Below are 17,035 nucleotides of genomic sequence, written 5' to 3'. Positions count from 1 at the left end.
CAGAATGCAAAACGCCCATAGTCTATTAACAGCAATATAACACCAGTTGTATTAAATACCATCTAAAAAGCTAACTTTTGTTGACACATATCAAAATCAAGATAACAGCTTAACCTTGATTTCAATAGTTAACTATATAATTTGATTTATGTAATGTAAAAGAAAAATATATGTTAAATATAGTGGGGTTTATTTTTTTTTCCAGTTTTGTTACACAAATTAAAGTAGCATAAAATACCTTATTCTTTGTAAAAGTACAAATCCCCAAATAACTCTAAAATGGTAGCTTTATTTTCTTTATTTATCCCTTTGTGATAGCAATATCTATACTACAATAGGAGTAAGGATCGAATATATTTTATTTAAGTCGAGTTTATTTTTCGGTGAAAAAAAAGAAAAAATTTGACATCTCTCTCGCTTTGCTTTAACCAGTATATAGTCAAACTAAATTTGAGACAGACAGGATAGTTATGCGTATTTACAGCCCAGCTAAAATGACAATTATTACCACCACCACCGGAATCTTATATTACGGGGCGGGCTGTCGCATATAAAAAACGAAAATCGAAAAAGCCCGCATTGAGAAATGCGGGTTTTTTTTTGGGGTGAAAAATCAGGAGAGCTGTATGCGAGTGTTAAAATTTGGAGGAACTTCAGTTGCCAACGCAGAGCGTGTGCTGAATGTTGCTGATATCGCTGAGAAAAAAAGAGAGCAGGGACAAGTCGCTCTTGTATTATCAGCACCAGCCAAGATAACTAACTACTTGGTTGCAATGATTGAAAAAACGGCAGAAGGCGAAGATCCTCTCACTCAAGTACGAGAAGCCGAGCAAATTTTTGCCAACTTATTACAAGGTCTAAGAGAAAAACAGCCTGGTTTCGATTATGAACGCTTAAAAGATAAAGTTGAGCGTGAATTTGCAGAGATCAAACATATTCTTCATGGGATCTCTTTATTAGGCCAATGCCCTGATAGCATCAATGCGGCGATGATTTGTCGTGGTGAAAAGCTTTCTATCGCCATTATGGAATCTGTTTTACAGGCTCGTGGCTACAATGTCACTGTAATCGATCCAGTCAAAAATTTACTCGCACAAGGTCATTATTTAGAATCTACCGTTGATATTCCTGAATCTACTCGTCGCATCTTAGAGCTTAATATTGCAAAAGACGATATGATTTTAATGGCAGGTTTCACTGCGGGTAATGAGAAAAATGAACTTGTGGTATTAGGTCGTAATGGTTCAGACTACTCTGCTGCTGTATTGGCCACTTGTTTACGTGCAGAGTGTTGTGAAATTTGGACGGATGTTGACGGTGTTTATACTTGCGATCCTCGTTTAGTTCCTGATGCACACCTGTTAAAAGGCATGTCATATCAAGAAGCGATGGAACTCTCTTACTTTGGTGCTAAAGTACTTCACCCTCGTACTATTGCACCTATCGCCCAATTCCAAATTCCTTGTTTAATAAAAAACACAGGCAATCCAGATGCGCCGGGTACATTAATTGGTGATGGTCAAAAAGACGATAGTACACCCGTTAAAGGGATCACCAACCTTAATAATATGGCGATGATCAACGTATCTGGCCCCGGTATGAAAGGCATGGTGGGAATGGCTGCTCGTGTATTCTCTGTTATGTCGAGAGCAGGTATTTCTGTTGTCCTGATTACACAATCTTCTTCTGAATACAGCATCAGTTTTTGTGTGCCACAAAAAGAACTTATTAGAGCGCAAAAAGCATTATCAGATGAGTTTTATTTAGAATTAAAAGATGGTGTACTCGATCCATTAGATATCATGGAAAACGTCGCTATCATCTCTGTTGTTGGTGATGGTATGCGTACTTTAAAAGGGATTTCAGCGCGCTTTTTCTCTGCATTAACTCGTGGCAATATTAATATCGTAGCTATTGCACAAGGTTCTTCAGAACGCTCAATTTCAGCCGTTATTGCTAATGATTCAGCAACCAATGCTGTGCGTTTGTGCCATCAAATGCTTTTCAACACTAATCAAATTGTTGAAGTCTTTATTGTTGGTGTTGGTGGTGTGGGTAGCGCATTAATTGAACAGATCCATCGCCAACAAGCATGGCTGAAAAATAAGCATATCGATCTTCGTGTATGCGGTATTGCTAACTCAAGAGCCATGCTGACAGATATGCAAGGTATTGATTTAGACAATTGGCAACAAGCTTTAAAAGAAGCCAAAGAGCCTTTTAGCTTTAGCCAGCTTATTCGTTTAGAAAAAGAGTACCACTTCTTAAATCCAGTGATCGTTGATTGCACATCAAACGAAGAAATTGCGCAACAATACGCAAATTTCTTACAAAATGGCTTTAACGTGGTTACACCAAATAAAAAAGCGAATACGCTGTCGATGGATTATTACTATCAAATTCGACAAGCTGCGGAAGCTTCACGCCGTAAGTTCTTATATGACACTAACGTAGGTGCAGGTTTGCCTGTTATTGAGAACTTACAAAACTTGCTAAATGCAGGCGATGAGTTAGTTCAATTTAATGGTATTCTTTCAGGATCATTATCTTACATTTTTGGTCAATTAGATGAAGGTAAAAGCTTATCTGAAGCGACTCTTTCAGCAAAAGATAAAGGCTTTACTGAGCCAGATCCTCGTGATGACCTTTCTGGTATGGATGTTGCGCGTAAACTGCTTATTTTAGCGCGTGAAGCGGGTTATAAATTAGAACTAAGTGATATCGATGTAGAGCCTGTACTGCCTGTTTCATTTGATAGCTCAGGTGATGTAGTAAGCTTCTTAAATCGTCTACCTCAAGTTGATGTTGAATTTGATGCTAAAGTCGAAGAAGCACAAAAAGCAGGTAAGGTATTACGTTATGTTGGCATCATCAATGAAGGTAAATGCCAAGTTAAGATAATGGCAGTTGATGCAAATGATCCTCTGTTTAAAGTGAAAAATGGTGAAAATGCTTTAGCCTTTTACACTCGATACTATCAACCTATTCCATTGGTATTACGTGGATATGGTGCTGGTAATGATGTTACTGCTGCTGGGGTGTTTGCAGATGTATTACGTACCTTATCATGGAAATTGGGAGTTTAAGCGTGGTTAAAGTTTATGCACCAGCATCAATAGGCAACGTGAGTGTCGGATTCGATGTCCTTGGCGCGGCAGTTTCACCTATTGATGGGCAATTGCTGGGTGATTGCGTCACTGTTGAAGCGGCTTCGGTATTTACACTCGAAAGTAAAGGGCACTTTGTTAGCAAATTACCTTCAGATCCTAAGCAAAATATTGTGTATCAATGTTGGCAGTTGTTTTGTGAAAAGTTAGGCAAAGAACTTCCTGTTGCAATGACACTTGAGAAAAATATGCCAATTGGTTCTGGTTTAGGATCAAGTGCTTGTTCTGTGGTTGCAGCATTGGTTGCGCTGAATGAATTTGCTCAAAAACCTTTTGGTGAAAGGCAATTGCTGCTGATGATGGGCGAGCTTGAAGGTCGTATTTCAGGTAGTGTTCACTATGATAATGTTGCGCCTTGTTATTTAGGTGGGCTACAACTTATTTTGGAACAAAATGGCACTATTTGTCAGTCTGTACCAACTTTTGATGATTGGTATTGGGTTATGGCATATCCGGGGATTAAGGTTTCTACGGCAGAAGCTAGGGCGATTTTACCAAAAGAATACTCTAAAGCTGACATTATTAACCACGGTCGTTATTTATCTGGCTTTATTCATGCTTGCCATACTCAGCAATCAGGATTAGCCGCTAATTTGATGCAAGATGTTATTGCTGAGCCTTATCGCACCCAACTTCTTCCGGGATTTGAAAAGGCCAGAGAAGCTTCGCAGAAGAAAGGTGCATTAGCTTGTGGCATTTCAGGCTCAGGGCCTACCATTTTTACGATTAGTGATTCATTAGAAATCGCACAAGAGATGGCCGAATGGCTGAAACAAAACTACGTACAAAACAGTGAAGGCTTTGTACATATCTGCCGTATAGATACGCGTGGCGCAAGACAGATAGGGTAAGTCATGAAATTATATAATTTGAAAGATAATCAAGAGCAAGTCAGTTTTGCTCAAGCAGTAAAACAAGGTTTGGGTAAACAGCAAGGACTCTTTTTTCCACAAGACTTACCTTCGTTTTCTAAAGCTGAAATTGATGAACTATTAGCACTTGATTTTGCAACACGTAGTAGCCGTATTTTAACAGCCTTTATTGGTGATGAAATTCCTGCTGATGTATTAGCAAAACGTATTAGCACAGCATTTGCATTCCCAGCACCAGTAACCCAAGTTGAAGATGATGTGAGTTGTTTAGAGCTTTTCCATGGCCCAACACTGGCATTTAAAGACTTTGGTGGTCGCTTTATGGCGCAAATGTTGTCAGAAGTTGCTGGCAACCAACCTGTGACCATTTTAACGGCAACATCAGGTGACACGGGTGCTGCTGTTGCTCATGCTTTCTACAAGTTAGAAAATGTACAAGTTGTTATTCTTTATCCTGAAGGCAAAATTAGCCCGTTACAGGAAAAACTGTTCTGTACATTAGGTGAAAATATTCACACTGTTGCAATCAAAGATGATTTTGATGCTTGCCAATCATTAGTAAAACAAGCTTTTGATGATGAGTTCTTAAAGAAAACAATGTATTTGAACTCAGCAAACTCCATTAATATCAGTCGATTACTTGCTCAAATTTGTTATTACTTTGAAGCGGTTGCTCAAATTCCAGCAGAAAAACATGAACATTTAGTGATTTCAGTGCCAAGTGGTAACTTTGGTGATTTAACGGCTGGTTTATTGGCTAAATCAATGGGATTACCTGTTAAGCGTTTTATTGCAGCAACTAACGTGAATGACACTGTTCCTCGTTATTTAGATAACGGTAAATGGGAGCCTCATCGTACTGTTGCAACACTTTCTAATGCGATGGATGTTAGTCAACCAAATAACTGGCCACGTATTGAAGAATTGTATCGCCGTAAAGGTTGGGATCTTTCTGATCTTGCTCATGGTTCAGTGAGTGATGAAACAACAGAAGAAACAGTGCGTGAACTTGCGAAGAAAGGCTATATTTCAGAACCTCACGCTGCGATTGCATATCGTTTACTGCGCGACGAACTTCAAGACGGTGAATATGGTTTATTTTTAGGAACAGCTCATCCGGCGAAGTTTAAAGAAAGCGTTGAACGTATTTTAGGTGGTGAATTACCATTACCTAAAGAGCTTGCGGAGCGTGCAGATAAAGAATTACTTTCACATTTCTTATCTGCTGATTTTGCTCAATTACGTGCATTTTTGCTTGAGCGAGCACCTAAATAATAATCACATTAAATAATTAGATATGTATTTAAAAAAATAGCTCAACAAAATGTTGGGCTATTTTTTTATCTAAAATAGGAAAAACAGTATTTAAAAAAAGATAAAAATAAATTTATATATTTTATTTCCAGTAAGTAAATTAATTAGAGCTAAGGAAATTAAATATGAATGGATTTAAAGAAGTAAAATTTAAAGATAATATTAATAGTATTGTATTAAAAATAGAAAATCATATAAAAGAAAATAGGTCTGAATTGTTTTTCAAGATAAAGTCTGTAAAAAGAATATTAACTGAAAATTATATTTCTATTTTTATTTCTAAAAATGAATATGCTGCAAATGAATTCTTAGAAAAAATAGATAATAATTTCTTGTTGTATCATAAGAATGACTTTACAAAAAACATTGATTTTATTAGAAAAGAGATTAATTCAAGTATAGAGATTTTATTTCTTAATAGCGCTAAATTAGCAGGTAGGGAATTCAGTAAAATACAAAAAGAACGATTGAATATATTGATTCAGAATCATTTATCTGCTGATTATTATTTGGAATTTGGCGATAATAGAATATTTATACAAATAGAGAATGAAAATAACAACTTTAAAATTATTGATTTTGATGGGTACGCCAGTTTTTTTTATAATAAAAGTGACCTAATAAAAAAAATTAATGAGATTATAAGTGATAAAACTAATAACAGTTTATTATATTATCGATTTTATAATAGAAAAGAATATGTTAGTTACTTTAATAATACAGAAAGTTGGAAGGTAAATAATAACGATATTCTTAGGGAGATAATTAAGGATATTAAGGAAAAGAAGCAAATAAGTATTAATGAATATACTTCTATTGAATTAAATGAAAATTACTCATACAAAAATATTTTTATTATCAGAGATAAATTAGAAAATAAAGAAAAGGTACTACATGTTTATGTTGATGATATAGAAGAAGCATTTGCAATTGCAAAATCTAAATATAATCAGATAACAGAGAATGGAGAATATTTACTTTATAAAGTAGGTACAGGTTGGTTTATTACTAAAATAAAAAATAATATTATAAAAAGATTTTCACAATATACTGATTTATTAAAGCCGCTAGAAAGAATAATGAGCCGAGTTAATTTAATTACTTCAACAGAAACTAATTATGATTTTAGTAATATTCATAACTTAGCAGGGTTATGTTATGGATTAAGTTTAAATTATTTAGTTGAAGTTAGAAATAATGGTATGGAAGGGGGAAATAAGTACTTACTTTGGTTAAAGGAAAATATACGCTCTTATCAAAATGAAAAAGAATTTATAACTGATAAGTTGGATTCTATTTTATTTAATAGCATACAAGAGTATGAAATATTAAATCTAATTAAAGAAATTAAAAATATTATATTTTCTCAACACTTTCAAATGGAGAGGTTAGCTGAGAAGTTACAATACTTTATTTTTGATTCACAAAAGTCACTTGAATATAGCAAGATATTAGAGCATCGAGGACTAAAAAAATCACACATTAAAAAAATAGTATTTGATAAAGAAAATATTTATAAACACCTAGAGTATATTATGAAGAGCTACAATGACTATTATGCTATTATTGCCTTCAAAGATCACGCTATTGCTATTTCTTATAAAAAATATTCTGAGAGTAATTATAAATTTTCTTTATTTGATTCTAATAGTGAACTATTAGAATACTCTAATGTTATATCTATAAATGAAGTATTAGAGAAAAAAATGGATTTTTATGGTTCACATGACGTTGATAATGAAAAATATATTATTTTTGATGAATATAAGAAAAGTGAGTTTTCAAATTATCAAAGTGTTTGGGATTACAATAATATAGCGATTAATAAAGGTGTCGCCGAAAACATAAAGAAAATAGGTTTTTCGTTACCTTTTAATGATAACATTACAGGGCGTGTTATTCATTATAATGAACAACGAGATCTTGTTATTGAACTTAACAGAGATGATAAAATCATAGAAGTTATTGTAAGAGATTCAAATGTCGATGATGGAATTTATTTAATAAAAAACTATCTTTCTCAGATAATCAAAAATGATAAAGCCAGTAAGATTATTTTAAATAAAAACGATAATGGTGACATTGATATTCAAGAAGCTACATTTGATTCTTTTCAAGAAATAAGGAAAGATAAGGGTTATATTGAATTTAATGATATATATTATAGTGAATTAATTAAGATTAATGGCTGCTTATTAAAAGGGAATAAAGCGACTTTATTAAATGAAATCATTTCTTTAATTAATGTTCTAGAGGGAAATGTATACTTTGATAAATTAGTAGCAAGTTTTTCTCTGATTAATAAAATAGAGTTTTTTAATTATAACAATAAAAATATATCACTTGTTAATATATTGAATAAAGTAAAAGAAAAATTAGAAAATAAACTGTTTTATGATAAATTAATTTATGGGAAGGATAAACTAATCGCATTGGCTGAAAAAAACAGTTCAGTTGCTGCAAAACTCTATCAATTAATGGTTAATGAAATTAATGAAGGGAAAAAGGGTATCAGTAATTTTATTTATAATAATATTATTGAAAGCCCTTATTTATTATTCTCTAAAAATAGAAGTGTAGGTATTGATGGATATGATTATACTATTGAATTTAAAGGGGATTATAAATACTTAAATGAGATAATTAAAGATATTGATATTCCGGAATTAAAAAATACATTTCTGATAGAAGATCAAAGCAAACTACACTTAAAAGAAAATTATAAAAAATTATCAGAATATAAAGAGCATGATAATGTAAATGAATTAATCAGCTTTATTGAAAATAAAATAGATTTGAAAAGAGAGGGAAGTTTAGAACCTTATTATGATTTATATTTTGACTTTTTTATGAATCAGAAATTTACTCATAAAATGATTACTCATGAAATAGCCCAGCTGGAAAGCTACTTCCTTAACAATTATCGTGAAAAAAACTATGAATATCATCCCAATAATTTTTACCTTAATGAAGATGATCCTCGTGTTCTTTTGGAAAAATCATTATTTAAAAATAAAAACAAAATAGATTCCAGCTATTTGTTATTTGATGACAGAAAAGAAAACTTTAATTTTTTATTCGCTGAAAATAAAATAATTAATGATGATGTTATAGATAACATTATTGTTGATAATATAGATTCATTTTATCAAGATGATATTGTAAATTATTTTTATAATGGTATTAAAAGTGAAGAGTTAACACTTTATCTAAAAGATAAAGTAGAAATAAGTCATTTTTTAGATTATTGCTTAAAAAATAAAATACGAGTTATAGTAACAGGAAGTAGTGAGCGAAGCTTTTTTAATCAAGACTTTATTAGACAAAAAAATGAGGTTGAAAGATTATATAACATTATTTTAGAAAATCAGTTTTTTAATGAAAGAACAATTTTATTTGCTAAAAGAGAGAAGTTATTAAATTACCAATGTGGTGATTTTTTTATTGAAGGTATTGCTCAGCGGCTAAATATGCCGATTTATCAAATTAATGATAGTAAAATTTCACTGTTAAAAGAGCATATCATTATTAAACCTGTTATTGAAAGACAGTATTTTGATAAGCCTTTACTAGCAAGTACAATATCATCCAATGTGATTATTCCTGAAGTGGAATATAGTGATTTTACTCCTGTTTCAATGGAGGTGAAGTTAAAAAGTGAAAATAAAAAATCAACAAAAAAATTATACCAATTTACTTCAGAGTTATATCCTGATTATCGTGATAATGATAAATTTAATATAGGTTATAAAAAAGAGATTAAAACAGTAATTTATGATTGTTCAGAGAATATAACAATATTAGATATTTTTAATTACATTAAAAATAATCGTTATCAACTTACTATTGATCAAATTGGAACATTAATTAATAAAGTAGATACTATTAATGCTGAAAGTCATAGAGTGATATTAAAAGAGCTAAGTGACAAAATAATTAATAATCATATTTCTATATATGATGCATGTTTAATGTATTCAGATGAGTTATCAGCTGTTTTTAACGTTTCAGAAAAAAGCATGATTAAAAGTAAGTTAGAGCAGAGCATATATGATCCATTGATTAATAAAAAATTTAATCAATATTTAATGGGAGAGATTTCTTTTGATGATGTTTTTTTTACTTTACAATATAAAAATATCGATCTCTCTTTAACAGAAAAGGCAAATAAAGCTATTGAGGTTTTGCATGCTATATATGATAATCCCAAGTTAATAAATAACTTAAGTTTACTATCAAAAGAATTACTTTCTTCATTTTTTGATAAAAATAAAAAAGGCATTCTATATCGAGTATTACTTGATAATATTTCTACATTTGAAAACTATAAGGGCTTAATCGACACTCTTCAGAGTGTTATTTATATAGAGAATAATAAAAAAAGTGTTGAAGGAACTTCACCCGCTAAAGCACTTGATAAAGCAAGCACTTTAAATATTTTTGATTTTTTTGATAGTAGGAATAGTATTACCTCTAATAAAAATAAAGAAATAGTAAAAATAAATGACATATTTTTTGATAAAAAATTATTAATTAGTCTCGGTGCAAAAATAAATAATGAGAGCATAGAGTCAATTTCATTAAATTCGTTGATTAAGTGGGAAGGAAAATTAATATTTGACCCTCAGCATCTTAATGATTATTTTTTCTCACTCTCTGGTAGCGAAGAAGATAAGAAAATAATTTCACTTTTTAGAGGTTTATTGAATAACAAACAAAATAAAATTAAGCATCTACTTTCTAATGATACAAGTAGAATTGACTATTTAATGGCATTTGAAAGACTCTCTGAAATTATTAAATTAGGTAGTAAAAACTATGATGTTAATGATTGGAATACATTGAGAAAAAAGTCGTTAAATATTCCTCGGCATATGCGAATAATTAGCAAAATCGGCTACGCTAATATTACGTTTGGTATGTGGCAATCAATCAACGCTACATTTATGTTTGCTGAACAGCTCAATAATCCATCATTAGTCGCAAAAGAACGTAAAGAGATCATTAATAATTTAGCCATTATGTGGTCTGAAATGGCTTACAATGGCCTTTCCGAAATGATTGAAATTACTTTAGCTAAAGGGTTACTAAAATATAAACATAATCCATTGGAATACGTCAATAAAATAAGCACAAGAATTGGCATTGGGCTTAATGTGCTTTCTATTGGATTCGATATTTATAATGCTTACGACAACTTTAGCCGAATTTCAGTTGACACTAATGAAAAGCAACGCATCGATTATATTGTCAATGGCTCTTTGGCGGTTGTTTCGGGATTGGTTACATTAGGTGTTTCTATTGCGATGCTTGCAGGCTCTACTGTTGCTGGCCCCGTTGGTATTGTTGCTGGCGCTGTTATCGCTTTAGCAACCTCAATTTACAATGCGGCAAGGCTTATCGAAGAAGCAAAAACAAAAATTCATTTTACACCTCTAGAAGAGCTTAATAATGGGTTTTATGCCTTCTTAATGGGTGATCTTATTCCTGATAAAAAAAATGAAATTATTTATTTAGAAACAGAAACACAATTAGAAGCAATGATTGATAAAAAAGCGATTAGTTATCTTGAGGAAATAAAAAAACAATCTTACCTTAGTCGTTATTTTTATACTAATGAAAAACAAATTTATCAAGAATATTATTATTATAAAGTTGTGCCTAATCTAATGGGAAAAACATTAGACTCAATTTTAAACCCTTTGGGGGAGTATATTTCTCAACGAATATCATTAAATATAAGCCAAGAAGAAGCAGAAAAAATAGCTTCGCTTTCTTATCATTTGCGCGCAGAAAAAACAGAATACAAATACTATCTTCCTAAGGAAGCTATTGCTACGAATGAAACACTTATTTTTGATATGGATTTTTATGTTGATGAATTAAAACGTTATACTCTAGATATTATTTCTGACAATGACTCACCTGTTTTTGATGATATTGTTGATAGTGATTTTATTCGAAAAATGAAAACAACGAGAGAGCATAGTATCCTATTATTTGGTGAAAATAAAGTAATGGAAGATTTAATCAAATCTAATCAGGGTGGAAAATATTATTTATCTGGTTGGAATGAGAATGAAGATTTTTATTTTAATACTCATAATGGCAATGATATTATTGTTGCGCCTTCAAATACTAAGAATACCTTTGATATCTATAATGGAACTAAGAGATTAAGTGGAGGAAATAAAAATGACATATTTAATTTATTTACCTCAGAATCTCCACTTTATGCAAGTCGTTTTTATGGGCGAGGAGGGAGTGATACCCTTCGTATTGTAAAAACAACAAATAAATATCAAGGATATGAAGTTAGTTTATTAGATAATTACATCAAATTTAAGCATTCAGAAGAACAAACAAATAGCCAAAATTTCCATTCAAAACTTTTTCTCTGCCAAGAAAATGGGCGTTTCTATTCAAAAAAATTAGTTGATTCTATGCCTAATATTGTATTGCAAGATCAAAAGGTTATTGCTTATTTAGATAATATTGAAAATGTTATTGGTAGTGAGTTTGGTGACGATACTATTTATGGTAATCAAGAAGATAATTATTTAGATGGCGTTGGTGGTGCTGATTTATTATATGGATTAGGTGGAAATGATACCTTAGTTTTACAAGAGGGATATGCTGAAGGCGGTGATGGAAATGATAACTATCTTATATTAAGAGCTTCTTTAGAAAATAATTATAATATTCAGTTTGAAACGATTATTAATGAAAAAAATAATGAGCAGTCTAGTGTTGTAAGGTTAAACTATCATTTTGATGAAATATTTTCTATTCGGCGTCAAGGAAAAGATGTTGTTTTTTACATTAAAGTGAATGATGGCAATCAATATAATGAATCAATTTATCACTTAATAACTCTGAGAAATGTATATAGTAGCCAAGAAAGTAGATCGTTAACTCATCGATATACTTTGATAACAATGGATGGTTTTATGTTAACGGCGAGTGAGAGTAAATCCATTAAAGATAACGTGTTATATAACTTTAGTTATTTTGATAAATATAACAATACTGAACAAAGCCTTCAGTCATTATATATTGACGATAATAGCAATTCTTTATTTCTTTCATATTTAAATAAATCTAAAAAAGTCACCTTGTTGCCACAATTAAAATATAGTGGATTCTCTGCAGGAGAGAACTTACGGTTTGGTCTTCAGGGTAATTCTCAAGATAATCATTATTTTGGTATTACAAAAAATTCGTTTATTACACTAAGTTCAGGTAACGACAGTTATCAAATCAAAACATTTTTGGTGTGTGATAAAAATAATACAATTAATATTTCACTTCCTGAGAATAGCGAGAAACTATCTCATCACGATACCAGTCATTTCTTTTTATCTGACGTGAGCGGTTTCGATTTAGTGTTTCATAATAATGTTCTATCACATCGTTATCGCCCAGATGCTTATTTAACATTGGCTTTTGAACCCTCTCATATTAATGCTATTTTGGAGGAAGGAATGCAGCTTCGTTTTATTGATAAAGATAATGTTGCTTTCACGCTTCCTACAAACGAAAGTCGGCAACGTTTACTTATCCCTATTACAAATCTAAATTTAGCAATAACAGCAGAAGATGATGTGCTAATGATCCCTGAGTCACTTACCTTAAATAAAGAGGCATTATCAGCATATTTTCTTTCTCACTCGCCACTTTATTCACTAGCCTCGCAAGAACAATCAAATCAGGCAGTTGACTTATTATCAATTATTGAGCCAATGGAAGGGAATGATATTGTTGTTAATCGTAATAAAAATAGTTCGGTGATTAATGGTGGAGAAGGGGATGATCATATTGTCGTTAACCACGGACATCATATTTTAATTGCAGGGAAGGGAAATGATAACCTCAATGCAGGAAGCGGAAATGACTTATTAATTTCAGAATTCGGTGATGACTATTTAAGTGGTGGTGTGGGCCATAATGTTTATATTGTGAACAAGCGTCATGGTGAAGTGACTGTTTATGATGAAGGGATTAGTAGCCACCTTTTTATTTCAGGATTATCAGAACACGATAAGCTTATTGCTTCTCAAGTAGGCGATGATATGCAGTATAAAACACAGGATAATCAGTTTGTTTTAACTGTAAAAAGACCGCAAAATGAAGCAGATAAAACCGTTTCTATTATTGAGAAACAAAGTGTACTTTCAGTGCAATCTCTTGCCACGATTATTCAAGAAATGGCGCAGTTTAATGAGCAACAATTAACGATAATACAAGGTAGTGAATTTACTCCATCATCAGCATGGTCGCCATTATCCGCGGTAGTAAAGCATTGGAAATATTAACAATTAAAAAATAGCCCTTTACTGAGGGCTATTTCATCATTAAACGATATCTATTTAACTGCAGATTCTGTACGTTTAAATACTAAGGTATTGCCCTCTGATTCTGCTGAATTAAATTGATAGCCTTCAAGATCAAACTCTTTAAGTTGTGCTTTGTTGGTCAGTTTTTCTTGAATAATAAAACGGCTCATTAATCCACGAGCTTTTTTAGCGTAGAAACTGATAACTTTATATTTGCCATTTTTTTCATCAAGGAAAACAGGCTTAACAATTTCAGCATTGAGTTTCTTCGGGTTAACTGATTTAAAATACTCATCAGATGCTAAATTAATAAGAATATTATCACCTTGTTCTTCAAGTGCTTTATTTAACGCTTCTGTAATGGTATTTCCCCAAAATTGATATAAATCGCTTCCTTTGTTATTTTTTAGCTTTATTCCCATTTCAAGGCGATAAGGTTGCATTAAATCGAGAGGGCGAAGCACACCATATAAGCCAGAAAGCATACGCAAATGCTGTTGTGCAAATTGAAAATCATCTTCAGAAAAAAGCTCAGCTTGCATTCCGGTATAAACATCACCTTTAAATGCCAAAATAGCCTGGCGTGCATTCTCTGGTGTGAAATTAGGTTGCCATTCACCAAAACGAGCAGCATTTAACCCTGCGAGTTTATCGCTTATTTTCATTAAGCTTGCGATGTCGCTAGAAGATAATTTTCGACATTCTTCGATAAGTTGTTGGGAATATTTTAGCAATTCAGGTTGGGTGAAGTGCGTTGTTGCTAAAGGCGATTCGAAATCCAGTGTTTTAGCTGGTGAAATGGTGATTAGCATAATTCCCTCGATACGTTATTTTAATGTTGACCAAATATAGCAAATTCTTTCTATTAAAGACTAAATTATAGTAATAGGAAAAAACAATAGTTTCTCTTATTTGTCGTAAAATTCGACGATTTAAACGATTCAGCCTGTGATTATCTTCTGTTTTTTTCCGCTTTTGTTTTGCGAAAACGTTTGGCATTCAAATAATTGCTTTGTATGAATCTAAGCGTCTTGTAGTGTGAGCAGTCCATGTTATTATCAATAGATATCCGCAGGTGACTGCAAACAGATTTACCTAGTAGATGAGATAAACAAAATGACCAACAAATTGACTTCTTTGCGTAAGCTGACAACTGTTGTTGCTGACACTGGTGACATCGCAGCAATGAAACTGTATCAGCCACAAGACGCAACTACCAACCCATCTTTAATTTTAAATGCAGCTCAAATTCCTGAATATCGTAAATTAATTGATGAAGCGATTGAATGGGCTCGTTCACAAAGTGATTCTCGTGAACAACAAATCGTTGATGCTTGCGACAAACTGGCAGTAAATATCGGTTTAGAAATTTTAAAACTGATCCCTGGTCGTATTTCAACAGAAGTTGATGCACGTCTTTCTTACGACACACAAGCGTGTATCGAAAAAGCACGTCATCTGATGAAACTTTATAATGATGCTGGTATCAGCAACGATCGTATTCTTATCAAATTAGCATCTACTTGGCAGGGTATCCGTGCCGCAGAGCAATTAGAAAAAGAAGGTATCAACTGTAACCTGACTTTACTGTTCTCTTTCGCTCAAGCGCGTGCATGTGCTGAAGCAGGTGTTTACCTGATTTCTCCATTTGTTGGTCGTATCATGGATTGGTATAAAGCCAATACAGATAAAAAAGAATTTGCTCCTGCTGAAGATCCAGGTGTGATTTCTGTTACTGAAATCTATAACTATTACAAACAACACGGTTATAACACTGTTGTTATGGGCGCAAGCTTCCGTAATATGGGTGAGATTTTAGAATTAGCAGGTTGTGACCGTTTAACTATTGCTCCAGCACTGTTAAAAGAATTATCAGAAGCTGAAGGTGAAGTTGAACATAAATTATCTTACAAAGGTGAAGTGAAAGCGCGTCCAGAAGCTATCACTGAAGCTCAATTCTATTGGGAACACAATGCTGACCCAATGGCAGTAGATAAATTATCTGACGGTATTCGTAAATTTGCTGTCGATCAGGAAAAATTAGAGAAAATGATTGCGGATTTATTATAATTCGTCGTTAAATTCTTATAAAAATCTTAAATACCCATCTTATACAGGTGGGTATTTTCATTTTTTTTCTCTCAAAATAACATTTAAGTAAATTTTAAGATTAAATTGATTGGAATATATTATTTATCCGGTAATAATTATAAAAATATATTATTAAAATACTCTATTTATTATTGGTGAATTATGAAAAAGATTGTCTTGGCAACGGTACTTGCATCGTTATTTTTTAGTGGCGCTGCAATGGCAGAAAGCAAAACTGCATTCTCTTTACCTGCAATTGAAAAAAGTGCGGAAAGTGGTAATTCAGCATCTCAGTATCAATTGGGCGTAAAATATGAGAACGGCGAAGGTGTTGAGCAGGATGCACAAAAAGCATTGGAGTGGTATACCAAAGCGGCAGAGCAAGGTCATGCTGAAGCACAGTTAAATTTAGCACTTATGTATGACATGAGTGATGATATCGACCGTGATGCAGAAAAAGCAGTTTATTGGTATAACAAAGCAGCTGTTCAAGGTGTCTCTTTAGCTCAATACAATCTTGCTGTTTCTTACGATGATGGTGATGGCGTAGAACAAGATCATGAGAAAGCAGTGTATTGGTATACTAAAGCCGGTGATCAAGGTGATAGTGATGCACAATACAATCTTGGTATCTCTTATGATGAAGGTATCGGTGTAGCACAAGATCATGAAAAAGCTGTAGTTTGGTATACCAAAGCGGCTGAACAAGGCCATGCTGACGCACAATATAACCTTGCTGTTTCTTATGATGACGGTGAAGGTGTAGAGCGTAATGGTACTAAAGCAGTTTTCTGGTATACCAAAGCAGCAAACCAAGGTAATCGTGATGCGCAAAATAACTTAGGCGTAATGTACGATGAAGGCGATGGCGTTGCTAAAGACGCGCGTAAAGCGGTTGAATGGTATAGAAAATCAGCTGTACAAGGTAATGGTCTGGCACAAAATAACTTAGCTTTAAACTATTACTACGGTAAAGGCGTTAAACGTGATCTGAAAGAAGCTTATGCATGGTTCTCTGTTGCTGTTGAAAATGGTGATGGCGATGAAGCTATGTTAAAACGTACTGCTCGTGCATTAAATGCAGCACAATTAGCTGAAGCAAAAAAATTGGCAGCTTCTTATATTATTAAATATATTGATGAGTAATATTAATTAATATTACTCAAGATTAAAGAGAGGGAGCTTATGCTCCCTTTTTTAATCTTAGTTAAAGCTAAATAAAAATAGATTGTTATCATTTCTTTATTATCCATTC

7 protein-coding genes and 1 other annotated feature are annotated in these 17,035 nt (G+C 32.5%); of the genes, 6 read left to right on the top strand and 1 reads right to left on the bottom strand.

Translation table 11 applies throughout. The features are described from left to right. The first annotated feature begins 482 nt into the window (after positions 1–482). Positions 483–603: a sequence feature (Thr leader region), on the top strand. A gap of 23 nt (positions 604–626) precedes the next feature. From thrA to GTK47_RS18645, 4 genes are all read left to right on the top strand, one after another. Beyond that, on the top strand, positions 627–3,086 hold the full coding sequence (gene thrA, locus GTK47_RS18660; protein WP_165125999.1) for a bifunctional aspartate kinase/homoserine dehydrogenase I: 2,460 nt from the start codon (positions 627–629) through the stop codon (positions 3,084–3,086). After that, positions 3,068–4,018: a homoserine kinase gene (gene thrB / locus GTK47_RS18655; protein ID WP_165125996.1), complete on the top strand. Its 951-nt coding sequence runs from the start codon at positions 3,068–3,070 to the stop codon at positions 4,016–4,018. The genes thrA and thrB overlap by 19 nt, the downstream gene beginning before the upstream one ends. A gap of 3 nt (positions 4,019–4,021) precedes the next feature. Further along, positions 4,022–5,314, top strand: a complete 1,293-nt coding sequence (thrC, locus tag GTK47_RS18650) for a threonine synthase (RefSeq protein ID WP_165125993.1) — start codon at positions 4,022–4,024, stop codon at positions 5,312–5,314. 164 nt (positions 5,315–5,478) lie between these two features. Then, positions 5,479–13,668 carry an RTX toxin gene (locus GTK47_RS18645; protein WP_165125990.1) on the top strand — a complete coding sequence of 2,730 codons (8,190 nt, stop codon included), beginning with the start codon at positions 5,479–5,481 and terminating at the stop codon, positions 13,666–13,668. 50 nt (positions 13,669–13,718) lie between these two features. Here GTK47_RS18645 and yaaA read toward each other — a convergent pair whose 3' ends face one another. Continuing rightward, a complete protein-coding gene (gene yaaA, locus GTK47_RS18640; RefSeq protein ID WP_165125987.1) occupies positions 13,719–14,501 on the bottom strand; it encodes a peroxide stress protein YaaA in 783 nt (260 codons plus the stop codon). 304 nt (positions 14,502–14,805) lie between these two features. Here yaaA and tal point away from each other — a divergent pair, with 304 nt between their 5' ends. Both tal and GTK47_RS18630 read left to right on the top strand, forming a co-directional pair. Continuing rightward, the gene (gene tal / locus GTK47_RS18635; RefSeq protein ID WP_109371855.1) at positions 14,806–15,759 is read left to right on the top strand and encodes a transaldolase; all 954 of its coding nucleotides are present in this window, start codon (positions 14,806–14,808) and stop codon (positions 15,757–15,759) included. Between the two features lie 183 nt (positions 15,760–15,942). Beyond that, positions 15,943–16,926: an SEL1-like repeat protein gene (locus GTK47_RS18630; protein WP_165125984.1), complete on the top strand. Its 984-nt coding sequence runs from the start codon at positions 15,943–15,945 to the stop codon at positions 16,924–16,926. Positions 16,927–17,035: the final 109 nt, after the last annotated feature.

It is taken from the genome of Proteus sp. ZN5 (assembly GCF_011046025.1).
Lineage (GTDB): Bacteria > Pseudomonadota > Gammaproteobacteria > Enterobacterales > Enterobacteriaceae > Proteus.
Note: the sequence above shows the minus strand (reverse complement) of the source record. Positions and strands in the feature narration are given on the sequence as shown.